The sequence below is a fragment of the Nocardia sp. NPDC019219 genome (genome assembly GCF_040632645.1).
GTDB classification, from domain to species: domain Bacteria; phylum Actinomycetota; class Actinomycetes; order Mycobacteriales; family Mycobacteriaceae; genus Nocardia; species Nocardia sputorum.
Genome location: NZ_JBEYCG010000010.1, coordinates 210867 through 233179, shown reverse-complemented (window position 1 = coordinate 233179; position 22313 = coordinate 210867). Strand labels below are relative to the sequence as shown.

21 protein-coding genes are annotated in these 22313 nt (G+C 69.5%); 11 read left to right on the top strand and 10 right to left on the bottom strand.

Translation table 11 applies throughout. The annotated features are described in order from the left end of the window. Positions 1-5 precede the first annotated feature (5 nt). The gene (locus tag ABZ552_RS20300) at positions 6-971 is read right to left on the bottom strand and encodes a quinone oxidoreductase (protein ID WP_281880896.1); all 966 of its coding nucleotides are present in this window, start codon (positions 969-971) and stop codon (positions 6-8) included. A gap of 61 nt (positions 972-1032) precedes the next feature. On the opposite strand from ABZ552_RS20300, the gene ABZ552_RS20295 reads away from it, so the two are divergent. Together ABZ552_RS20295 and ABZ552_RS20290 are read left to right on the top strand one after the other, a co-directional pair. Beyond that, positions 1033-1383, top strand: a complete 351-nt coding sequence (locus ABZ552_RS20295; protein WP_159837638.1) for a hypothetical protein — start codon at positions 1033-1035, stop codon at positions 1381-1383. A gap of 15 nt (positions 1384-1398) precedes the next feature. Next, positions 1399-2187 (top strand): transporter substrate-binding domain-containing protein, encoded by a 789-nt coding sequence (locus tag ABZ552_RS20290; RefSeq protein ID WP_357438992.1) that lies wholly within the window; start codon positions 1399-1401, stop codon positions 2185-2187. 187 nt (positions 2188-2374) lie between these two features. Here the strand turns inward: ABZ552_RS20290 and ABZ552_RS20285 are convergent, their stop codons facing one another. Together ABZ552_RS20285 and ABZ552_RS20280 are read right to left on the bottom strand one after the other, a co-directional pair. After that, positions 2375-2947 (bottom strand): flavoprotein, encoded by a 573-nt coding sequence (locus tag ABZ552_RS20285; protein WP_281879132.1) that lies wholly within the window; start codon positions 2945-2947, stop codon positions 2375-2377. A gap of 116 nt (positions 2948-3063) precedes the next feature. Continuing rightward, on the bottom strand, positions 3064-4296 hold the full coding sequence (locus tag ABZ552_RS20280) for a helix-turn-helix domain-containing protein (RefSeq protein ID WP_357438990.1): 1233 nt from the start codon (positions 4294-4296) through the stop codon (positions 3064-3066). A 505-nt stretch (positions 4297-4801) separates the two neighbouring features. Between ABZ552_RS20280 and ABZ552_RS20275 the strand changes: the two genes are divergently transcribed. The 3 genes from ABZ552_RS20275 (at position 4802) to ABZ552_RS20265 (ending at position 8210) form a co-directional block, all read left to right on the top strand. After that, positions 4802-5260 (top strand): DNA-directed RNA polymerase subunit beta, encoded by a 459-nt coding sequence (locus tag ABZ552_RS20275; protein ID WP_281917940.1) that lies wholly within the window; start codon positions 4802-4804, stop codon positions 5258-5260. 41 nt (positions 5261-5301) lie between these two features. Continuing rightward, positions 5302-5481, top strand: a complete 180-nt coding sequence (locus tag ABZ552_RS20270) for a hypothetical protein (RefSeq protein ID WP_281917941.1) — start codon at positions 5302-5304, stop codon at positions 5479-5481. A 491-nt stretch (positions 5482-5972) separates the two neighbouring features. Beyond that, complete coding sequence (locus tag ABZ552_RS20265) at positions 5973-8210, top strand: serine/threonine-protein kinase (protein ID WP_357438988.1); 2238 nt, start codon at positions 5973-5975, stop codon at positions 8208-8210. A gap of 80 nt (positions 8211-8290) precedes the next feature. Here the strand turns inward: ABZ552_RS20265 and ABZ552_RS20260 are convergent, their stop codons facing one another. The 7 genes from ABZ552_RS20260 to ABZ552_RS20230 all read right to left on the bottom strand — a co-directional run bounded on the left by ABZ552_RS20260 (position 8291) and on the right by ABZ552_RS20230 (position 15587). Continuing rightward, positions 8291-9175: a universal stress protein gene (locus ABZ552_RS20260; RefSeq protein WP_357438985.1), complete on the bottom strand. Its 885-nt coding sequence runs from the start codon at positions 9173-9175 to the stop codon at positions 8291-8293. A gap of 140 nt (positions 9176-9315) precedes the next feature. Beyond that, complete coding sequence (gene pip, locus ABZ552_RS20255; RefSeq protein ID WP_357438982.1) at positions 9316-10299, bottom strand: prolyl aminopeptidase; 984 nt, start codon at positions 10297-10299, stop codon at positions 9316-9318. A gap of 68 nt (positions 10300-10367) precedes the next feature. Next, a complete protein-coding gene (locus ABZ552_RS20250) occupies positions 10368-11342 on the bottom strand; it encodes a heme A synthase (protein ID WP_281917943.1) in 975 nt (324 codons plus the stop codon). 66 nt (positions 11343-11408) lie between these two features. Beyond that, positions 11409-12200, bottom strand: coding sequence for an ABC transporter permease (locus ABZ552_RS20245; protein WP_357438980.1), 792 nt, complete (start codon positions 12198-12200; stop codon positions 11409-11411). Then, entirely contained in the window at positions 12197-13129 is a 933-nt protein-coding gene (locus tag ABZ552_RS20240; protein ID WP_281879146.1) for an ABC transporter ATP-binding protein, read from the bottom strand. The genes ABZ552_RS20245 and ABZ552_RS20240 overlap by 4 nt, the downstream gene beginning before the upstream one ends. Further along, the gene (mptB, locus tag ABZ552_RS20235) at positions 13126-14808 is read right to left on the bottom strand and encodes a polyprenol phosphomannose-dependent alpha 1,6 mannosyltransferase MptB (RefSeq protein ID WP_281879147.1); all 1683 of its coding nucleotides are present in this window, start codon (positions 14806-14808) and stop codon (positions 13126-13128) included. Before mptB ends, ABZ552_RS20240 begins: the two co-directional genes overlap by 4 nt. 47 nt (positions 14809-14855) lie before the next feature. Then, positions 14856-15587: a TetR/AcrR family transcriptional regulator gene (locus ABZ552_RS20230; protein WP_281879148.1), complete on the bottom strand. Its 732-nt coding sequence runs from the start codon at positions 15585-15587 to the stop codon at positions 14856-14858. A gap of 68 nt (positions 15588-15655) precedes the next feature. Between ABZ552_RS20230 and ABZ552_RS20225 the strand changes: the two genes are divergently transcribed. From ABZ552_RS20225 to sufD, 6 genes are all read left to right on the top strand, one after another. Then, positions 15656-16516 carry an NAD(P)H-binding protein gene (locus ABZ552_RS20225; RefSeq protein WP_281879150.1) on the top strand — a complete coding sequence of 287 codons (861 nt, stop codon included), beginning with the start codon at positions 15656-15658 and terminating at the stop codon, positions 16514-16516. A 336-nt stretch (positions 16517-16852) separates the two neighbouring features. Beyond that, positions 16853-17545, top strand: a complete 693-nt coding sequence (locus ABZ552_RS20220; RefSeq protein WP_281879151.1) for a TetR/AcrR family transcriptional regulator — start codon at positions 16853-16855, stop codon at positions 17543-17545. Between the two features lie 27 nt (positions 17546-17572). Further along, positions 17573-18592, top strand: a complete 1020-nt coding sequence (locus ABZ552_RS20215; protein ID WP_357438976.1) for an alcohol dehydrogenase catalytic domain-containing protein — start codon at positions 17573-17575, stop codon at positions 18590-18592. 304 nt (positions 18593-18896) lie between these two features. Continuing rightward, positions 18897-19697 carry a metalloregulator ArsR/SmtB family transcription factor gene (locus ABZ552_RS20210; RefSeq protein WP_281880897.1) on the top strand — a complete coding sequence of 267 codons (801 nt, stop codon included), beginning with the start codon at positions 18897-18899 and terminating at the stop codon, positions 19695-19697. Next, positions 19694-21130, top strand: coding sequence for a Fe-S cluster assembly protein SufB (sufB, locus tag ABZ552_RS20205; RefSeq protein WP_043727016.1), 1437 nt, complete (start codon positions 19694-19696; stop codon positions 21128-21130). The genes ABZ552_RS20210 and sufB overlap by 4 nt, the downstream gene beginning before the upstream one ends. Beyond that, complete coding sequence (gene sufD, locus ABZ552_RS20200) at positions 21130-22308, top strand: Fe-S cluster assembly protein SufD (protein WP_357438973.1); 1179 nt, start codon at positions 21130-21132, stop codon at positions 22306-22308. The genes sufB and sufD overlap by 1 nt, the downstream gene beginning before the upstream one ends. The last annotated feature ends 5 nt before the right edge of the window (positions 22309-22313 follow it).

Sequence of the window (22313 nt, the reverse complement as noted above, 5' to 3'; positions counted from 1 at the left end):
CGCGTCTACGGAAGCAGGACGATGGAACCGGTGGTCTTGCGACCTTCCAGGTCACGGTGGGCCCGCTCGGCGTCGGCGAGCGGGTAGGTGGCGCCGATCCGGATGTTCAGCGTGCCCTTGGCGATGGCCTCGAGGATGTCGCCCGCGCGCCAAGTGAGCTCGGCGCGGTCCCGGGTGTAATGCGCGAGGGTCGGGCGGGTGACGAACAGCGAGCCGGCGGTGCTGAGCCGTTGCAGGTCGAACGGCGGCACCGGACCGCTCGCGCCGCCGAACAGGGCGAGCGTGCCGCGCACGCGCAACGCGGCGAGGCTCGACTCGAAGGTCGCCGCGCCGACGCCGTCGTAGGCCGCCGCCACGCCGACGCCATCGGTGAGGGCGCGCACCCGGTCGGCGAGATCGTCGCCGTAGCGCAGCACCTCGGCGGCTCCCGCCGCGCGCGACAGCGTCTCCTTCTCGTCGGAGGAGACCGTGGTGATCACCCGGACGCCGCGTGCGTTGAGCAGCTGGGTCAGGATCAGCCCGACGCCGCCCGCGCCCGCGTGCACCAGCACCGGCTCACCGGGTTCGGGCTTGTAAACGGACTCGATGAGATAGTGCGCGGTCATGCCCTGCAACAGCGCCGAGGCGGCCACCGGAGGGTCGACGCCGTCGGGCACCGGAATGGCGACCGCGGCGGGCACCGCCACCTTCGGCGCATAGCTGCCGGGTGCGGCGGCCCAGGCGACCCGGTCGCCGACCGCGAACTCGGTGACGTTCGCGCCGACCTCGGCGACGACGCCGGTGCCCTCCGCTCCCGGGACGTAGGGCACGCTCTGGGGGTAGCGCCCGGTGCGGATGTAGGTGTCGATGAAGTTGATGCCGATCGCCTGCGTGTCGACCAGCAACTGGTCCGCCCCGACCTGCGGATCGGGCACCTCGACGTACTTCAGGACCTCGGGACCACCGTGTTCGGAAACCTGAATGGCGCGCATGAGTTCCAGTTCTACACCCGAGCGGCGGGCGCGGTGCCTACCGGTCGGTAAACTGCGTGCCATGAGTGCTGAAACCGCCACGGCGCCGGAGAAGCTGTCGGGCGCCCTCGTGGAATCCGTCAAGGGATTCGTCGCCGACCACGGACGTTCCGCCACGGCCGTGCTGCAGCCGATCGGCCGCGCCGGCGTGCGCGTCACCCTGGTCGGCTCCGATGGTGTTCTCGGTGACCGGGTCGTCCCGGACCTGGAGACCGCCAAGGCGCTGGTCGCCACCATCGACGGTCTCACCGAGGCCGACGAATGGGATCGCGAGCTCACCTCGATCGTCACGCCGCGCAAGGGCCACTGGGCCAAGATGGCGGGCTGGGTCGCCAAGCAAGCGCGTTTCCCCAAGGCGCGCAACGAGAAGTGATCGTTGCGTAGCCGGATGACGCTGCCCGCCCGGATCGGCGCGGTGCTGGTGGCCGGATGGACAGCTCTCGTGGTGGCGGCGATCCCGGCGGCCGCGCAGCCGGAGAACTCTGCTGCGCTGCGCGCCTGCACGCCGGGTGACTATCCGCCGTACTCGATCAGGGATGACGGGGGCGGCTACCGCGGCATCGATGTGGATCTCGCGCGGGGTTTCGCCGCGCTGCTCGGCCGTCCGATCGAGTTCGTGCCCGTGACCTGGGCGACGCTGAAGACGGACTTCGCGGAGCGGAACTGCGATGTCGCGGTCGGGGGCATCTCCGACCTGCCTTCGCGCCGCGCTTTCGCCGACTTCTCGATCACCTACGGGACCGACGGCAAGGCCCCGATCACCCATCGCGCGAACGGTGCTGCGTATTCGACCGTCGCGGAGATCAACCGCCCTGATGTTCGTGTGATCGCCAATCGCGGTGGCACGAACGAGGACTTCGCGCGCAAGAACTTCCCCGACGCGCAGCTCACCTTGTGGCCGGACAATCTGACGATCTTCGGCGAGATCGAGCAAGGCCGCGCCGACGTGTTCGTCACCGACTCGGTCGAGGGCCGCTACCGCGTGCGTCAGCACCCGGACCTGCAAGTGCTGCATCCCGAAGCGCCGTTCGACTCGTTCGGGAAAGTTCTGCTGGTGCGGAAGAGTGATCCCGTTCTGGCGGCCTTGCTGGACGCCTACTTGACCTCCCAGCTCGCGACGGGCGCGGTGGACCGGTTGTTCGACCAGTGGATCGGGCCGAACGCTCCCGTCGGCTGAGGCAGGTCGCTGTCTGCGTGGCGCGGCAGTGCCGACGGTCAGGCGGGGCTGTCGACTTCCGATTGTGCGCGATGCGCTGAATGCGACACCTGCGACGTCGTGGGACGAAACCCCTACGGGGCCAGCCGTATTCGGCGATGCGCGACGCTCGGCGAGGAACACAGGGGTGAAGGCGAGCGGTAGGCGGTCAGTTCGGCGCGGAACGCTCGGCCCCGTCGCGGCGCGGATGTTCGAGGAGCGCCTTCCACGCTGCCTGCCAAGGGAACAGGGGGAGGCGCGCCTCACCAGTGCCCCGCTCGTGCGGCTCGCCTTCGCCGATCACGATGGCGACGCCCCACTCCGACAGTTTGCGGATCCCCTCCTGGATCGCCGGAAAGCTGATCTGCGCGCGGTTCGAGTACGGCACGCCGACGATCGGCAACCCCTTGCCCAGCCCTTCGACCAGCAGACCGAGCAGCAGAGTATCCGAGATCCCCGCAGCCCATTTGGCGATCGAATTGCCGGTGAGCGGGGCGGCGATGATGCCGTCGGCGGGTGGCAGCACATCCGGGGTGCCCGGTTCCTTGTACTCGCTGCGCACGGGATAACCCGTCTGCGTCCTGATCGCGTCGACGTCGATGAACCCCATACCGGACGGCGAGGCGATCACGCACACCTCCCAGCCGTCCGCCTGGGCCAGGGCGATCAACTTGCCGACATCGCGCGAGGCGGGCGAGCCGGTCACGAGGGCGTACAGCACCGGATTTCCGTTGGCGTCCACAGCATCATGGTGTCACGCCTCCGCTTCGTGTCCAGGTGACTCGGCCCGCTCGGCGTTGGTCCGGGCCGGGGAGAGTGGCCGTGACGACTACGTCGCGCTGCCTCGACTACGAGTGCTCAGGTGGGGATCGCGCCGATGCGTTTGGCGAGGCGGCCGAGGTCGCCGGTGGTGAGGTTGCGGTGGGCGGTGCGCATCATGTGGGTGACGAGTTCGCGGACATGGGTCATGCCTCGGATTTGTTGGGGGGCGATGTGTTCAGCGTGCAGGAGGGCGTGCAGGCAGTTGCGGTGGTCGCGGCGGAGGGCGTGGGCGCGGCCGATTTCGACGAAGTATTGGGCTCGGCGGCCTTGGGCGGGGATGGTTCGGGGGTTGAGGGTGGAGGCGAGTTGGAGGACTTGGCCTGGTTCGCGTTGTTCCATCGCTGCGGACATGCGCCACAGGATCACATTCGTCGCGTTGAAGGTGGGGTTGCGCAGCAGGGCGTTGTCGGCGTCGGCGTGCTCGAGTCGAGCGACCTGCTCGTCCGCTTCGTTCAGGTGGTCGGCCGGGTCGCCGCCAAGTGCGGCGGTGACGAGCGCGGCTTGCAGATGCAGCATGCCGTACGTTTCGATCTCCTCGACCGAGCGCACGTCCGGTGCCAGCCGCTCGGCGGTGGTCTCGGCGTCTTGGAGTGCGGCAGGCAGAGTTCCAGGGCGGCCCAGGAGTGTCTGACTCCGGGTGTAGGCCGCTGTCGCCGGACCCGATGTGCCACCGAGGTTCTGGGTGGCGCGTTCGATTTCCTGCGCCGCTGTCCACGCCAGCGCCGGATATCCGCGACGCGACGCCGACTGTGCCGTGAGATAGGCCGCCGCTGCCAGCGTGTCCCAGGAGCGGTCCAGGTCGATGCCGGTCGCGTCCCGAGTATGCCGATAGCAGTCCGTCAGTAGAGGCGCGAGCAGCGGCCCGAGCCTCGCGTAGTCGCATGCTCGCCTGAGTTCGGCCGCGTATTTCGTCGCGCCCGTGAGTTCGTCCAGGCTTCGCGGTGGACCGGCTTTCGTGGTGTTCCCGTGCGTCCAAAGCGCGGTTTCGATGTCGGGCACCGCGGCGTGGAATCCGGCCGACGACGGGTCGAACCGGTCGTCTTGATCGCCGGTCAGATCACCGACCATGACGCCGAGTGCCTGGGCGAGGGCGTGCAGGGTCCGGCGGGAATCGATGGGCCGCTCGCCGTTCTCGTATTTGGCGATCGCGCCCCGGCTGACGCCGACCCGGTCGGCCAGCACCTGCTGGGAGATGCCACGGCGCGCGCGAATGGCGCGCACCTGTCGGCCGATGTACCGGCCCTCGTCTTTCCCCGGATCCTCGCTCATCGGCTCTCCCTCGCCGGATGCTGATCGAAACCTCATGCTAGACCCCTCGCCAGGTGTCCCGCAGCGGGACAGCGCCGGTCCGGCGGCCCGCCAAGCTGTTGCGAGCACTCGCCGTCGGGACGGGGCGCGACCATGCGTGCGACAGCCGGTCGTGCCCTCCCCTCGGGTGCTCAGGATGCGATGAGCAGGGGAAGGCAAACATGATGCGGGGAAAGGCAATTGGTTTCGCGCGCCCGGATGCGGCCGGGACGCGCCGCGGTGCGGCGATCGCGGTGCGGGCGACTGGTGACCGATCTGCGTTCGGCGCGGTCCGCGTGCCGATAGTGCTCGGAATCGGTCAGCTGCTACCCCTGGCGAATCGATTGGCTCGCTGCAGTTTTCGCGCGGAAATCGTGCGGTGTCCCGCTCGGCTCGGCGCGCTGGCGGAGCTACTGCCGTGCGGACGTAACTCGCGCAGACCGGCTTCGCGCCAGCATCCCGGCGCGGCAGCGGGGGAGACCACGCGGTGAGCGAACCATGCCTTCCGGCGGCAGACACCCCGGCGAGCCGGTGCCTCTTCTACCGGCAGTGCGGGCTCGCGGCGGCCGTGCAACCCGAACTCGGGCGCATCGTCGTGCCCGCCGGACGGGTGGGTGCGATCACCATGCCCGCTCGGCTGGGACAGGAGGTGAAGGCGCTGATGCAGGTCCGGCGCCGCGCGCTCGGGCCGATCATCTCGCATCCGCGCTCGGGACGCTGGACCTATCTGGTGCGGCCGGACCTGCCCGATGAAGTCGGCTTGTTCGCCGAACTGTTCCGCTTGAACGTGTCGGTGGCCCGCTACGGTGCGCAGATCGCGCTGCCGTCGCCCGCCGACCGGTCGCCGTGCTTCCGGGTGTGGGTAGAACCGCCCCGCGATACGTTCCGTCCGTCGGCTTCGGTCGTGGTAGCGGCGATTCGTCTCCGCGCGGGACACCGAGGGTGACCGGGCCGGAGCACCGGTCGCCGCGACCGGACGAGCGGGATGTGCATCTGTCCGTCCAATTCCACGATGTGCGATTGGATTTCGCGGCCTGCGCGACCGCCGCGAAATTGTTCGTCCAGGAGTGGCGCGCCCGTCACTACGAGGACGCGGTCACCGTGCTGTCGGACGATCCGACCGGACTACCCCGCCTGCCGAACGAGCGGTTGTTCCTCGACCCGTGAGCGGCGGTGGGGCGGATGCCCATGGCGTCCGCGCGCCGCGACTGGGCTCGCGGGAAGTCCGCCGGGTACGGCGCGTCGCCTGCCCGCGCTGCGAGCCTTGGTAGCGCTGTACTTCGGCGATCTGTTCGCCGCGATGGTCGCGTCATGGTGTGCGCGGCACTGCCGAAGTTCGACCTTGCGCGGACACCAGCGATCCTTCCTCGCGCACCGGCCCGGTGGCGGTAAGCGGTCGGCAGACGTGCACGGGCGATCGGACATCGCTGGAGCACGAGTCGGGTATCGGCCTGATATGACGAGATCAGCGAACTGGCGAACTGGCCGCAAAGCAACTGTCCTCTGCGTCTCGCGCCGATGCAGCATCGCGGGCTCCGGGGGCGATACCCTTGAACTGGGTAATTCGACGTCGAGGAGCTGATGTGGAAGACCTGCGAGACACGGTCGCATCGTGGGTAGCCGCCGTATGACCGGCCCGGGCTGATTCCGAGCTACCGATGCGTGAACCGATCGATCTTGCCGATTCCGCTGAACGAACCCGCGCGGCGCTCGCCGCCGCCGTGGCGCGATTCTCGGAGGCTTGGGCGTCCGGGTCCCCGCCCGATCTGGCCGCCTTCCTGCCCCGTGAGCAAGCCGAGCGGCGTACGACACTGATCGAATTGATCAAGGTCGATCTGGAATTCCGCTGGCTGCGCTTCGACTTCCCCAAGCGGCTGATCGACTACCGTGCGGAATTCCCCGATCTACGCGACGGTCCGTTTCCGGCCGATCTCGTCTACGAGGAATTCCACGCCATGCGCCGCAGCGATCGCGGCAGCGACGCCACCGATATGGCCGGGACCGCCACCGCCACGGCGGCCGGTTCCGCGCCCGACCGGGTCACCAGCGACTACCGCAGCACGATGATCGCTCGCCCGAGCGCCCAAGTCGCGCTCGACGCCATCGATGTCGGCGATCGGGTCGATGATTTCGACCTGCTGATGCGGATCGGCGTCGGCGCCTTCGCCCAGGTGTACCTCGCGCGGCAGCAGTCGATGCAGCGATTGGTCGCGGTCAAGATCTCGCACAACCACGGCAACGAGCCGCAGACGCTGGCCCAGCTGGACCACGACTACATCGTGCGCATCTTCGATCAGCGGCTCATCGCCGACGGCGAGCTGAAACTGCTCTATATGCAGTACCTGCCCGGTGGGACACTGCTCGACGTGCTGCGCTTGTCGCGCCTGACGCCGCAGGAGCGGCGCGGTGGGCAACTGCTGCTCGACGCCATCGACCAGGTACTCGCCGACAAAGGAGAGGTCCGGCCGACGGAATCCGCCGTCCGGCTCCGGATCGCCGGACTGACCTGGCCGGAGACCGTCGTCTGGCTCGGGCGCCGGCTCGCGGAGGCGCTGCAGCACGCGTCCGAACGCGGGGTGCTGCACCGCGACATCAAACCCGCGAACGTGTTGCTGAGCGCCGAGGGGATTCCGAAACTGGCCGACTTCAACGTCAGCTTCAGCAACCGGGTGCGGGGCACCAGCCCGCTGGCGTACTTCGGCGGATCGCTGGCGTATATGTCGCCCGAGCAGCTCGAAGCCTGCCACCCCGACCTACCCGGGACCGCCGCGGAACTGGATACGCGAAGCGACATCTTCGCGCTTGCCGTCATGCTGTGGGAGCTGCTCACCGGGCGCCGTCCCTTCGCGGACGAGACATCCGCGGGCGATTCGCAGACGTCGCTGGCCCGGATGATCGAACTGCGGCGCAGACCCATCCATCCGGCGTTCCTGTCGGATCTCCCGCCGGACTGCCCCATGGCACTACGCCGGGTCCTGCTCGAGTGCCTGTCGCCCGACCAGGCCGACCGTTACTCCTCCGGTTCGGAATTGGCGCAGCAACTCGACCTGTGCCTGGAGCAGCGGGCCCGCGATCTCGTCTATCCGCCGCCGCGCAGCTGGCGCGCACGTCTCGCGCGCAGGCCCACGCCCATCCTGTGGTTGTCCTCGCTGGTCGGCGTCGGCCTGGCGACCATCTATATGGCCGTGCACGTCCAGGAACTGATCAGGGAACGCCTGTCCGATCACACGAATTGGCAGCTCAACATGGGGGTGTTCGTCTTCATCCTCATCGCCGGTCCGTTGTCGATCGTCATCTACGCATCCATGTCGCGTGAATTGCTCGCGGTTCCCCGCGGCTTGCGCGCGGGCAGACACTACGACGAGGCGCTGCTCGCGCGGGTGCGATCGCGCACCTTGTTCTGGGGCGACATGTGCGCGCTGAACACCTTTCAGACCGGTGTTTCGGCGACCGTGGTCGGGGTGATGCTGCTGCTCTGGCTCACCGACCTACCGGCGCGCCTGGTGGTCCACGCGGCGACGACCGTTTTGATGGCGGCCGTCATCTCCGTCGCGTACACGTTCTTCCTGTCGACGTTCTACATCGTCCGCTGCGTCTATCCGCTCTACTTCCGTTACAGCCGTACGACGGCGCACGACTCCGGCGTCATCCGCACGCTGCGCCGGAGAACCACGATCTACCTCGCGATCACCGCGTCCGTGCCGCTGGTCGGGGTGCTCGCCGGATTCAGCCTGCTCGAACCCGAGGAACTTCCGCTGGTGCGCGATTCGGTGCTGGGCTTGTGCGCCGTCGGCGGACTGGCGTTCGTCGCCGTGTACTGGCTGTACCGGACGCTCGACGCGGACCTGCGCGCGCTCCAGCGGGTGGTCCGGAGACCGGTGGAAACCACGCGCTGACGCACGACTCAGCTGTCGCGGATGGCGCCGATGCTCGCCTCCCCAGCACACCGGCCCAGGCGGGCGCCGCGTCCGGTGTCCTACCGCTCACGGCAGATGACCAGCGGGCACGGCGCGTGGTGCAGCAGACTCTGGCTCGTCGATCCGACGAGGAGGCCGGTGAGGCGGTTGTGTCCGCGACTGCCGGTCACCATCAGCTGTGCCTTCTCGCCGTGTTCGAGCAGCGCCTGTGCGGGCGTGGCCTTCTCGACCACTTTCGTGACCGTGATGTCCGGGTATTTCTCGCACCATCCGGCCATGCGTTCGGAGAGCAGTTCCTCCTCCTGCTGGGCAAGCGTGTCCCACGCGTCGGGCACCGGCGTCCATTGCAACAGGTCGGGGTCGTTCCACGCGTGCAGGGCGGTCACTTCGACACCCAGCGTGGACGCCAGCTCGAGCGCCGCGCCCACCGCGGCGGAACCGCCGGGGCTGCCGTCGACGCCGACCAGCACGGGCCGTTCGTCCGGCAGCGGCCGGTCGAGCCTGCCCCGCCAGACAGTCACCGGACATGTCGCCCTGTTCGCGACCGTGAGCGCGGTGGACCCCAGCAGCAGCGTGGAGAGCCGGTCCTGGGATTTCGCCGCGACGACGACCATGCGCGCGGCCGCGCTGTGCCGGATCAACTCCCGCGCGGGCGAGCCGTCCTCCACGACCCGCCGGATCTCCAAGTCCGGCTGTTCGGCGTGTAGGGCTTCGAACGCCTCCTGGACTTTTTGCTTCGCCGCCGCTCGTAGTTCGGGTAATAGGTTGGTCTCGGCCAAGGCCGAGGAGGTAATCGGGTGGTCGAGCGCGGGAACGACGCCGAGCAGCATCAGCGGGGCATGCTGCCCATTCGCGACGGCTCCGGCCCAGCGCGCTGCGGCCACAGCGGTCGGGCTGCCGTCGATTCCGACGATGATCGACCGACGATCTGCTGATGCGCTCATGTCGTCTCCGATGCGGCTGTGACAGGGTCGACTTCCACATTCGCAGCGACCGCGCCCTCCGCGCCGGGGGCGGTTGACCCCTGATGGTGGGGACCTAAGACCTTCGCCGGGCGAGCTTCCCGGAACGAGTACGGAGCGGGCTACCGAGCGAACCGGGCGACCGCCCGCCGGACGGCGGCGCCCATGGCCGGGTTTCCGGTATGCCCGGCATCATCGATGACCTGCAACTCCGCGTCGGGCCATGCCTGGGCCAGCTGCCAGGCGGTGTACAGCGGGGCGCTCAGGTCGAGTCTGCCGTGGATCAGCACGCCGGGAATGCCCGTCAGCCGATGCACGTCGCGCAGCAGCTGCCCGTCCTCCAGCCAGGCGGCGTTGGCGAAGTAATGCGTGCAGATCCGCACGAAGGCCAGCAGGGCGGCGTCCGGCTTCGCGCTGTACTGACCGGGGCTGCCCTGGTTCTCGTGCGCGATCACGGCGTCCTCCCACGCGCACCACCGCCGCGCCGCCGCCTCGCGGGGCGGCGCGTCGGGGCTTTCCATCAGCCTCCGGTAGGCGTCGACCAGATCGCCGTGGCGGTCGGCCAGCGGGACGCCGGTGCGGAAGGTCTCCCACTGCTCGGGCAGCAGCCGGGCGACGTCGCGGTAGAGCCAGTCGATCTCCTCCGGCCGGGTCATGGTCACCCCGGCCAGCACGATCTCGCTGACCCGCAATGGATAGCGCTGCGCGTAGGCGAGGATCAGCGTCGAGCCCCAGGAACCGCCGAAGAGCAACCAGCGGTCGATGCCGAGGTGTTCGCGCAGTCGTTCCATGTCCGCGATGAGGTGCTGGGTGGTGTTGTGCGCGAGGTCGACCGCCGGATCGGAGGCGTGCGGCAGACTCTCGCCGCACCCGCGCTGGTCGAACAGGACGATCAGGTAGGCCGCCGGATCGAAGGTTCGGCGCGATCGGCGGCTTCCGCCGCCGCCGGGCCCGCCGTGCACGACCAGCGCCGGTTTGCCGTACGGATTACCGCTGGTCTCCCAATAGATCCGCTGACCGTCGCCGACGTCGAGCAGCCCGTGGGCGTATGGCTCGATATCGGGAAAGGGCTGCGGCGCATCGGATTGCGAGTCGGGCGTGGACACGATCGACCAGGCTACCGTCGAGCGCGGCGCACCGCCCGGCTGGTCGGCGAGCGGGACGCGCGCGTAGTTCAGGCGGCCTGCGCGGCGGGGTCCTGCTTCGGGGCGGCGACCCGTTCCCGGGTGCGCAGGGAAGCCCACAGCGCGGCGGTGGCGGCGGTGCACGCCGCGGCCCCGCCCACGTGCACGACGACCAGCGCCGCGGGGACGTCGGTGAAGTACTGCACGACGCCGACCAGCGCCTGGGCGCAGACCAGCCCCAGCAGCACGAAGAGGCGGGTGCGCACGGCGGGCGTGATGCCGACCGCGAACAGGCCGAACGCCAAGCCGATCAACAGCGCGAGGTAGCCGACCAGCAGCTGCGAGTGCAGATGCACCAGGGTGACGATCTCGACCTGCAAGCGCTCGACCGGACGTTCGATGCTCTTGTCGCCCGCGTGCGGACCGGCGGCGGTCACCAAGGTGCCCGCGACCAGGACCGCGGCGAGTGCGATCCCGACCAGCACGGTGAGCCAGCGCAGCGGCGCGGGAGCCTGCACGGCGTCGATGCCGTCGTCGGGTTCGCCGATCTTCGCGTACAGCACCACCGCGAGCCACACCATCACCATCGACGCGAGCAGGTGTGTCGAGACGGTCCACCACAGCAGCCCGGTGCGCACCGTGATACCGCCGATGATCGCCTGCACGACGGTGCCGCCGGGCATCAGCCACGCGTACACCAGCACTTCGCGGCGGCGGCGCGCCTTGGTCACCGCCAGCACGATCGCCGCCGCGCACAGCGTGACCACGAAGGTGAGCAGCCGGTTGGAGAACTCGACCGCCTGATGGAGGGCGGGCACCTCCGACACCGCCACGGGGGTGAAGCTGCCGGGGAAACACTGCGGCCAGGTGGGGCAGCCGAGCCCGGACGCCGTGACGCGCACGACCGCGCCGGTCACCGAGATGCCGGCTTGGGACAGGATGACCGCGAGCGCGATCAGGCGCTGCGCTCGCAGTGAGGGCAGCGGCAGCTTGTCGACGAGTCGCAAGAACGCGCGATACAGCACGTCGAAAATGGTAGCCGGGCCGGATCCGGCGACTTCACCCGGTCTACTACATTTCGTCGTTGTGCTTCAGTGGAAGCGGAACAGGCGGGTGGCCGCGACCCCCGACACCGCGCCCCATACCGCGAGTACGGCGATCCCGAACCAGTCGACGCCGGTGTGCATCGCGCTCTCCAGCGCTTCGGCCAGCGCCCCCGACGGCACCAGGCGGGCGAGCACGCTCACCACCGTGGGCAGGTCGTCGGCGGCGAACACGATGCTGGCGACGCCGAGCATGACGAACCACAGGATGTTCGCCAGCGCGAGCACCACCTCGGCCTTCATGGTGCCGCCCAGCAGCAGGCCCATCGCCGCGAACGTGGCGGTGCCGAGCGCGATCACCGCCGCGCCCAGCAGCAGTCCGACGGGTTCCGGCCGCCAGCCCAGCGCGAAGCCGATCAGGCCGAGCAGGACGGCTTGCAGCACGACCACGATCAGCACGGCCGCGCTCTTGCCCGCGATGACGCCCCACCGCGGCAGCGCCGTCGCGCCGAGCCGCTTGAGCGCGCCGTAGCGCCGGTCGAAGCCGACCGCGATGGCCTGACCGGTGAAGGCGGTGGACATGACGGCCACCATCATCACCGCGGGCACGATCTTGTCCACCCGGTGCGTGCCGAGATCACCGAACGGCAGCAGGCTCAGGCCGACCAGCAGGGTGATCGGGATGAACATGGTCAGCAGCAGTTGTTCGCCGTTGCGCAGCAACAGGATCAGCTCGAGCCTGGTCTGCGCGAGCAGCATCGCGGCGCGGGTGCTCGGGCGCGGGCCGGGAGTGAAGGTGCCCGGCGCGAACCGGTTGGCGGTCCGGTCGTGCTCGCTCATCCGCGCAGGTCCCGTCCGGTCAGTTCGAGGAAGACGTCTTCGAGGCGGCGCTGGTCGATCCGGATGTCGGTGGCCAGCACGTTCATACGCGCGCACCACGCCGTGACGGTCGCGAGCACTTGCGGATTGATCTCGCCCTCCACCAGATACGTGCCCGGGGTGGTCTCCCGGGGTGCGAACCCCTCGGGCAGGGCGTTGGCCAGTAATTCCAGATTCAGTTTGGGCGGCGCGCAGAACCGCAGCTGCCCCGCCGCCCCGTGCGCGGTGACCTCGGCCGGGGTGCCGGAGGCGACGATGCGGCCGTGATCGATGATCACCAGCTGGTCGGCGAGTTGCTCGGCCTCGTCCATCATGTGCGTGGTCAGCACGACGGTCACCCCGTCGCGGCGCAGGGCATCGATCAGCTCCCAGACGATCAACCTGGCCTGGGCGTCCAGTCCCGCGGTCGGTTCGTCGAGGAACACGATTTCCGGCCTGCCCACCAGCGCGCAGGCCAGCGCGAGGCGCTGCTGCTGGCCGCCGGAGAGGCGGCGATAGGGCGTGCGGCGGTTGTCCTGAAGACCCAGGGTGCGCAGCAACCAGTCGGGGTCGAGCGGATCCGCGGAGTAGGCGGCCACCAGGTCGAGCATCTCGCCCGCCCGCGCACCGGGATACGCGCCGCCGCCCTGGAGCATGACGCCGATTCGAGGGCGCAGGCGTTCGGAATCGGCGACCGGGTCCAAGCCGAGCACGCGCACAGAGCCCGCGTCCGGCGTCGCGAATCCCTCGCACATCTCGACCGTCGTGGTCTTGCCCGCGCCGTTCGGGCCGAGGAGCGCGAGCACCCGCGCCGGCTCCACCTCGAAGGTCAGGCCGTCCACCGCCGTGGTCTCGCCGTAACGCTTGACGACGCCGGCGACGCTGACGGCGGGTCCGGAGGGTGCGCTCACGATGTCACACCGTAGGAGGTGGGCGCCTGTGACGGAGCCGACACCCCCGTCTGCCCGCGCCAGGGCAGCGAATTGCGCGTGATCACGATGAACAGCACGCCGACGATCACGGTGGCGATCGCGGCGCCCACGATCTGGAACACTTCGAGATCGGCGCCGCGCGGCATCAGGATCACGCTGACGATCCCCGAGAACGCCACCGCGGGCACCCGGAACACCGGCCGGGTCGCCCAGGCCGCCATCGGTACGATCGCCCACAGCAGATACCAGGGCTGCACCACCGGGAACAGCAGCACGATGGCGCCGAGCGCCACGCCGAGCGCGCCGACCGGATGCAGCCGCCCGGTGCCGGTGGCGACCAGCATGCGCACGGTGAAGAAGGCCGCGACCACCGCCGCGATCGGGCGGGTGATGCTCAGCAGCGCGGTGGTGTGATCGCCGAGTCCGAGCAGCACACCGCCGAACCCGGTGATGATGCCGAGCGCGGTCGGCAGCGACATCCAGCTGCGCACCGCGTTCGCGGTGTTCAGCGTGTAGATCCAGCCGAATCCGAGTCCGCTCACCGAACTGATGAACAGCGTTGTGCCGATGGCGATCGCGCCGAGCATGGCGGCCGCGATGGCGACCGTGCGCAGCGAAGCGCCCCAGCGCCGCGCCAACGCCATCCCGACGAACCCGAGCACGATGATCGAGGTGAACTTGATCGACGACGACAGCGTGATGATGATCGACCCGCCGATCAGCCACGCGTAGGCGCGGCCGTCGAACGGGTGGGTGTCCTCGATGGCGCGCAGGCAGAACTCCAGTCCGGCCAGCATCAGGCCGAGCATGAGCGCGTCGTTGTGCACGCCGCCCACCAGATGGAACAGCACCAGCGGGTTCGCCGCGCCGAGCCACAGCGCGCTCACCGCCGCGACGCCACAGCGCGCCGACAGCCGGGGCAGCGCCCAGACGATCAGCGCGACGCCACCCAGCGCGAGGATCCGGTGCACCCAGACGCCCGCGATGATGTTGTCCCCGGTCAGTTCGGCGATGCCCCGGCCGATCCAGAGAAACAGCGGACCGTAGGGCGCGGGGGTGTCGCGCCAGATGGTCGGGACGTTGTTGGTGAGCACGTTGTCGATCCCCAGTCCCGCGACCGGCCCTTCCTCGTAGGGATCGATGCCGCGCGCGGCGATCTCGCTCTGCGCCAGATACGAGTAGACGTCGTTGCTGAACAGCGGGGGAGCGACGCTGAGCGGGATGAGCCACAGCAGCAGCGTGCGATCCATTTGCGAGCGGGTCAGCCGGTGGACGGGGGAGCCGCCGATGCCGCCGACTGCGAACCGGCCCAGCAGCAGCCAGGCCAGCACGACCACGACGGTGCCGGTCATGCACATGGCCAGCGAGCCGGTGTGGGCGCGGGCGAAGATGCCGAGCACGCGGACGCCGGAGGTGGGGTTCTGGTGCACCGGCTGCGCGCCGATGCCCAGTGCGCTGATCGCCATCAGCACCGTGCCGGTCGCGCCCATCAGGCGGATCCGGTCGAGCTGCGCCAGCTCCTTGCGATCGAGACCGGGCACCTCGGACTCGTCGCGGTGCAGCACCGCGATCGTGTGATCGGCCGCGGGCACGTCGAGTCCGAGTGCCCGGCGCCCGAAAGCCAGTGTCCTGCGCCGCGCGCCCTCCAGTACCGCCACGCAACGCAGCCTAGTGGGTGCGCGCATCCCGGTCTGTCGTGTCGATGTCAGCGGGGATGACGCGGGTCGGCGGTGCTGATGGAGTCCTCCTCGGGGCGTCGCAGCCATTCCGCTAGCAAGGCGCGTTCGGCGTCGGTGAGCATCGGCAATTCGGGTGCGCCGCACAGCGCGGCCGCGGTGGTGTCGCGCGTGGCGGGGGAGGGGTCTTCGGTCAGTATTACGTGGGTCACCGCCTCGTACATCGCCTCGGCAAGCCCCAGGTCACGCTCTTGTGGCGGGACGGACAACAGGGCCAGCGCGGCGCCGGTCCCGGCGGCGTGGACGAGCTCGACGGCGCGGCGTTCGCCGACCCGGAGCCGACCGGCCGCCGCCACGCGGCGCACGCGATCGCGGAGCACCCGCAGCCCGGCGGCCGCCGCCGGTGAGGCGCTCCCGCGCTGCGGATCGGCGAGCATCGCGAAGACCGCCGGGTTGGTCAGGGCGAAGTCGATGTGCATGTCCCATCCGGCGCGAAGATCGACCACCGGGTCGTCCTCCTGCTCGACGAGCGTCTTGCCGGCCACGTATGTGGCGAAAACGTGTTCGGCGACGGCATCGAGCAAGGCGTCCTTGTCCTCGAAGAACCGGTAGATGGTCGGCGCCTGCATGCCGGCCGCGTGGGCGACCGCGCGGGTGGTGACAGCGTGCGGACCCTGTTCCCGCAACAGCCGCGCCGCCACCTCCACGATGCGTTCCCGCGTCTCCTGCCTGCTCGCGCCGCTCGATCTCGACTCCGCCATGCGGCAAGTCTAACCGCTGCTACTATCGCTGTTGCTAACAACGATAATAACGTTGATAAGGAGAAGTGATGATCATCGTTACCGGAGCCACCGGACTCCTCGGCTCCCAGATCGTCGAGCGGCTGCTGGAACGGGTACCGGCCGATCGAGTGGGCGTCAGCGTCCGCGACACCGACCGGGCCGGTGACCTGGCCGCCCGCGGAGTGCGGGTGCGGCGCGGCGACTTCACCGACCCGCGATCCCTGGCCGAGGCATTCGAAGGCGCGACCCGAGTGCTGATCGTCTCGGCCGACCTCACCGGGGAGGCGGCCGTCGCAGCGCACGTCGCGGCGATCGACGCCGCATGCGCCGCGGGCGCCCGGCGCATCCTGTACACCAGCCACCAGGCCGCCGCCGCCGATTCGCTGTTCGCCCCCATGCCGGACCACGCCGCGACCGAGCGGTATCTGGCAACGACCGGCACACCGTTCACCGCGCTGCGCAACGGGTTCTACGCCGCCACCGTCCCGCTCCTGCTGGGCACTGCGCTGGACACCGGTGAACTCCGTGCCCCGGCCGATGGCCCCGTCTCCTGGACCACCCATGCCGACCTCGCCGAAGCGGCGGCGATCATCCTCGCCGACGAGAGCCGCTTCGACGGGCCGACTCCGCCCCTGACCGCCCCGGACGCCCTCGACCTCGACGACATCGCCGCCCTCCTCGGCGAACGGACCGGACGAACGATCCGCCGCGTCGTCGTCGAGGACGCCGAATGGGCCGCCTCCCTGGTCGCTCACGGTGTCCCCGAGGACCGGGCGGCCATGCTGCTCGGCATGTTCCGAGCCGCGCGCCGCGGGGAATTCGCCGCTACCGCAAGCGAGCTGGAAACCCTGCTCCAGCGCCCCGCCGAACCAGTTGCTTCGGTCCTGCAGGCATCCGCCGCCCACTGAGCGCGACCTCGTCGACAGCGCGTAAACGGCTGCGCGGCAGGCAATATTCAGGCCTCGTCGGATTACCCGAACGGAGATGCCATCCACCTGGCGACTCATGCCATGGGTCTGCGGTTGTTCGCCGACAGTGAGAACGGCACCGGGCTGACGTTGTGCGATCCGCAAGGGCGGCCGCGAATACGGTTGCGCGTAGCTATGGACGGCACACCATCCATCGCCATCCTCGACGAACAAGGCGCCGTCGTAAAGCAGTTGTAGGCGGCTCGGCTCCTCCACCGCGAACGGACCCCGCTCGTTCCGCCCGGACCCGTCCCGCGCACGCGGCACAATCGACGCATGGTTTCGGAGTCCAGGCGGCGGATCGAGGTGGCCGCGTCCGGGCTGCTGGCGCGGCACGGGTATCACGGGTTCGGTTTGAAGGCGTTGAGCGAGGCGGCCGAACTGCCGTACGGCTCGATCTACCACCACTTCCCGGGTGGCAAGGAGGAGATCGCGGTCGCGGCGATCACCGGGACGGGCGTGCTCACCGGCCGGATGATCCGGCAGGCGCCGACCGACGTGTTCGCCACGTTGGCCACGCTGTTCGAATTCATGGCGGGCAAGCTCGCGGACTCGGAATGGACCGACGGGTGCCCGATCGGGACGCCCGCGCTGGACGGCGGCAGTGACGTGGAAGCGGTGCGCTCGGCGTGCGTGCGCGCCTTCGACACCATGGAGCAGGCGTTCGCCGGACTGCTCGCCGAACTCGGACTCCGCGGGGAGGAGGCGGCGGAGCTGGCCGCCACGGTGGTCGCCGCCTACGAGGGCGCGACGATCCTGGCTCGCATCCGGCAGTCGGACGCTCCGCTGCGCACCGTGGCGAAGTCGATGGAGCGGCTCATCAGGTCGACGTTCGCGGCGGCGGGGATCGGCGGCGCCGTCGCGGCGGGGGATGGTTCGGTCGAAAGTGAGCCCGGCAGGGCGACCTCATCCGGAAATTTTCCGGAAATGGCCGCACAGCGGGGCGATGCGGGTGAAACCGTTGACTAGAAAGAACGTTCTAGCGACACTCGGACGATGAAGCGTCTGATGCTGGCCGGTCCCGGCGCGATGCGCTGGGAAGAACATCCGGAACCTGTGCTGAGCGGACCCGGCCAGGCGCTGGTGCGGCCGGTCGCGCTGGCCACCTGTGACCTGGACCCGGCCGTCCTGCGCGGCGCGTTCCCGCTGCCCGGGCCGTATCCGTTCGGGCACGAAGGGGTGGCCGAAGTGGTCGAGGCCGGGCCGGAAGTCCGCGGCGTGGCGGTGGGCGACCTGGTGGTGGTGCCGTTCCAGATCTCCTGCGGCGCGTGCCGGTCCTGTGCGCGCGGGCGGACCGGGAACTGCGCGAGCCATCCGCGCCTGTCCAGTTTCGGTCTCGGCCCCATGGGCGGGCTGGACTGGGGCGGGCTGTGGGCGGACCTGGCGCTGGTGCCGCACGCCGACGCCATGCTGGTGCGGCTGCCTTCCGGCGTCGACCCGGCCGCGGTGGCGAGTGCCAGCGACAACATTCCCGACGCCTACCGCTCGGTCGGACCGCAATTGGCGGCGGATCCCGCCGCCGAAGTGCTGGTGATCGGCGGCCCAGCCGCGCCGTCCATCGGTCTGTACGCCGCCGGGCTCGCGGTGGCGCTCGGCTCCGCCCGCGTCGTCTATCTCGACGACTCCGTCGAGCGGTTGAATATCGCGAAATCCTTCGGGGCCGACGCGATCGAAGGCCCACGCGCCGCGCGGGTCGGGCGTTTCCCGATCGTGGTGGAGGCGGCGGGCGGGGCCAAGGCGCTGCGCGCGGCGATCGATGCCACGGCTTACGACGGCTGGTGCACGAGCGTCAGCGTCCAGTTGCAGGACGTGGCCCTGCCGATCCTGGACATGTACACCCGCTGCTGCACCTTCCACACCGGCCGCGCGCACGTGCGCCCGGTCATTCCCGAGGTGCTCGAACTCGTCGCGGCCGGTCGCTTCGATCCGTCGCTGGTCACCACCGCGACGGCGGCGTGGGACGAGGCGGTGGACGCGCTGCTGGAGACGCCGATGAAACTGGTCGCGGTGCGCTGAGCGCCTGTGACGAACAGCACTGCGGGCCGCCGCCGCCCTACGTCGACCACGCCGCGGCTGCGGTGCCGGAAGCCGGGGCTTCCCGCGCCCGCCCCCCGCTCGGTTCCGCTCGGCATTTTCTCTGCGCAGGTCAGCCGGGGGAGAGGGGTGCGGAGCCGGCGTTTCGAGGGTGGACACTTGTCCGGGCTGTCCGCGCGCGACTGTCCACGGCGCCGGAATACCCGCAGGTCGATCGGGCCGCTGACTCAGGGCACCCTTATTAGATTTCGGGAACGAATTCCGCCACACTGATGTTGTGAAAACCGTGGGTTTGCGGAGGAACGACGAAGGGGCTGGTCGCCGGACCGGCGCCGGGTCGGCTGCTGCCCCCGCGACGGTCGGCGGCGAAGGGCACACCCGAGCGGCCATCGTCCAGCTGCTGCTGGAGGAAGGACCGATCACCGCCACCGCGATCGGGAACAGGCTCGGCCTGGCACCGGCGGGTGTGCGCAGGCATTTGGACGCCTTGATCGAGTCCGGTCAGGCGCGAGCAGGTCGATCGGCACCGTGGCAGCAGAAAGGCCGGGGCCGTCCGGCCAAGCAGTACCAGCTCACCGCCGCCGGACGAGGCCAGCTCGGTCACGCCTACGACGATCTGGCGGGGGCCGCGATCCGGCAGCTCGGGGAGATCGGCGGCGAACAGGCCATCACCGAGTTCGCCCGCAAACGAGCACGCACTATCGTGGCCGGGATCGAACCGGTCGGCGAGCACACCACGGAACAGACCGAGGCCAAGGCCGAGGAGATCGCCGAGGCGTTCACCGACGCGGGGTTCGCCGCCACCACCCGCAAGGTGGGCGCGGGCGTGCAGATCTGCCAGCACCACTGCCCCGTGGCGCACGTCGCCGAGGAGTTCCCGCAGCTGTGCGCGGCGGAGCTCGAGGCGTTCCGCGAGCTGCTCGGCACCCACGTGCAGCGGCTGGCCACGATCGCCAACGGCGACTGCGCGTGCACCACGCATGTGCCGCTGCTCGTGCTGCCCGCCGACCGCACCAGAACGTCAGCACCAACCGCTGCACAGCCCGCAGCGGTACGAACGAACGACTCCGGAAGGAGTGCCGAATGACGACGACCACCGACCAGGTGCAACCGCTCACCCAGGAAGAGGCCATCGCCTCGCTGGGTAAATACGGTTACGGCTGGGCCGATTCGGATGTGGCCGGCGCCAGCGCGCAACGAGGTCTGTCCGAGGCGGTTGTCCGCGACATCTCGGCGAAGAAGAACGAGCCGGAATGGATGCTCGAACAGCGGCTGAAGGCCCTGCGCATCTTCGATCGCAAGCCGATGCCGTTGTGGGGCTCCAACCTCGATGGCATCGACTTCGACAACATCAAGTACTTCGTCCGCTCCACCGAGAAGCAGGCCGCTTCCTGGGACGAGCTGCCGGAGGACATCAAGAACACCTACGACAAGCTGGGCATCCCCGAGGCGGAGAAGCAGCGGCTGGTCGCCGGTGTCGCCGCGCAGTACGAGTCCGAGGTCGTGTACCACCAGATCCGCGAGGACCTGGAGGCCCAGGGCGTGATCTTCCTGGACACCGACACCGGGCTCAAAGAGCACCCGGAGATCTTCCAGCAGTACTTCGGCTCGGTCATCCCCGCGGGCGACAACAAGTTCTCCGCGCTGAACACCGCGGTGTGGTCGGGCGGGTCGTTCATCTACGTGCCGCCGGGCGTGCACGTCGACATCCCGCTGCAGGCCTACTTCCGGATCAACACCGAGAACATGGGCCAGTTCGAGCGGACCCTGATCATCGTCGACGAGGGCGCGTACGTGCACTACGTCGAGGGCTGCACCGCGCCGATCTACAAGTCCGACTCGCTGCACTCCGCGGTGGTGGAGATCATCGTGAAGAAGGGCGGCCGCTGCCGCTACACCACCATCCAGAACTGGTCGAACAACGTCTACAACCTGGTCACCAAGCGGGCCAAGGCCGAGGCGGGCGCGACCATGGAGTGGATCGACGGCAACATCGGCTCCAAGGTCACCATGAAGTACCCCGCGGTCTGGATGACCGGCGAGTACGCCAAGGGTGAGGTGCTCTCGGTGGCGTTCGCCGGTGAGGGCCAGCACCAGGACACCGGCGCCAAGATGCTGCACCTCGCGCCGCACACCTCCTCGACCATCGTGTCGAAGTCGGTGGCGCGCGGCGGCGGCCGGGCCTCCTACCGCGGCCTGGTCCAGGTGAACAAGGGCGCGCACGGCTCGAAGTCGACGGTGAAGTGCGACGCGCTGCTGGTCGACACGATCAGCCGCTCGGACACCTACCCCTACGTCGACATCCGCGAGGACGACGTGACCATGGGTCACGAGGCGACCGTCTCCAAGGTCTCCGAGGACCAGCTGTTCTACCTGATGAGCCGTGGCCTCACCGAGGACGAGGCGATGGCGATGGTGGTGCGCGGCTTCGTCGAGCCGATCGCCAAGGAACTGCCGATGGAGTACGCCCTCGAACTGAACCGCCTGATCGAACTGCAGATGGAAGGAGCCGTCGGCTGATGGCCGTCGAGAACGTCGCCGAAGCCGCCGAGGCTCGTACCCCCGCGATCAACAAGGGCGAGGTCTTCACCTCGTTCGACGTCAACGCCTTCGAGGTGCCTTCCGCCAAGGACGAGGCGTGGCGGTTCACCCCGCTGCGCCGCCTGCGCGGACTGCAGGACGGCAGCGCGGTCCGCGACGGCCGCGCGACCGTCGAGGTCGCCGCGTCCGAGGGCGTGACGGTCGAGACGGTCGACCGCGCCGACACCCGGCTCGGCGAAGGCGGCGTGCCGTCCGATCGCGTTGCCGCGCAGGCGTATTCGGGCTTCGAGCAAGCCACCGTCGTGTCGGTCGGCAAGGAGGTCGAGGTCGCCGAACCGGTGACCGTCACGATCACCGGCCCCGGCGAGGACAAGACCGCCTACGGCCACCTGCAGATCCGGCTGGACCGCTTCGCCAAGGCCACCGTGGTCATCGACCAGCGCGGCAGCGGAACCTACGCCGAGAACGTCGAATTCGTGCTCGGTGATTCGGCTTCGCTGACCGTCGTCGCCGTGCAGGACTGGGCCGACGACGCCGTGCACGCCACCGCCCACCACGCCAAGCTGGGCCGCGACGCCACGCTGCGGCACACCTCGGTCACCCTCGGCGGCGACCTGGTGCGCCTGACCGGCAACGTCCGCTACGACGGACCCGGCGGCGACGCCGAACTGCTCGGCCTCTACTTCGCCGACGCGGGCCAGCACTTCGAACAGCGCCTGCTGGTCGACCACGCGGTGCCGAACTGCAAGTCGAACGTGCTGTACAAGGGTGCGCTGCAAGGCGACCCGAACTCGCCGAAGGGCGACGCCCGCACCGTGTGGGTCGGCGACGTGCTCATCCGCGCCGCCGCCGAGGGCACCGACACCTTCGAGGTGAACCGCAACTTGGTGCTCACCGACGGCGCGCGGGCGGACTCGGTGCCGAACCTGGAGATCGAGACCGGCGAGATCGTCGGCGCCGGGCACGCGTCCGCGACCGGCAGGTTCGACGACGAGCAGCTGTTCTACCTGCGCGCCCGCGGCATCCCGGAGGACGCTGCCCGCCGCCTGGTGGTGCGCGGTTTCTTCCACGAGATCATCCAGAAGATCGCGGTGCCCGAGGTCCGGGAGCGGCTGGAGGCGGCCATCGAGGCCGAACTCGCCGCCATCGGCGCCTGATCAAC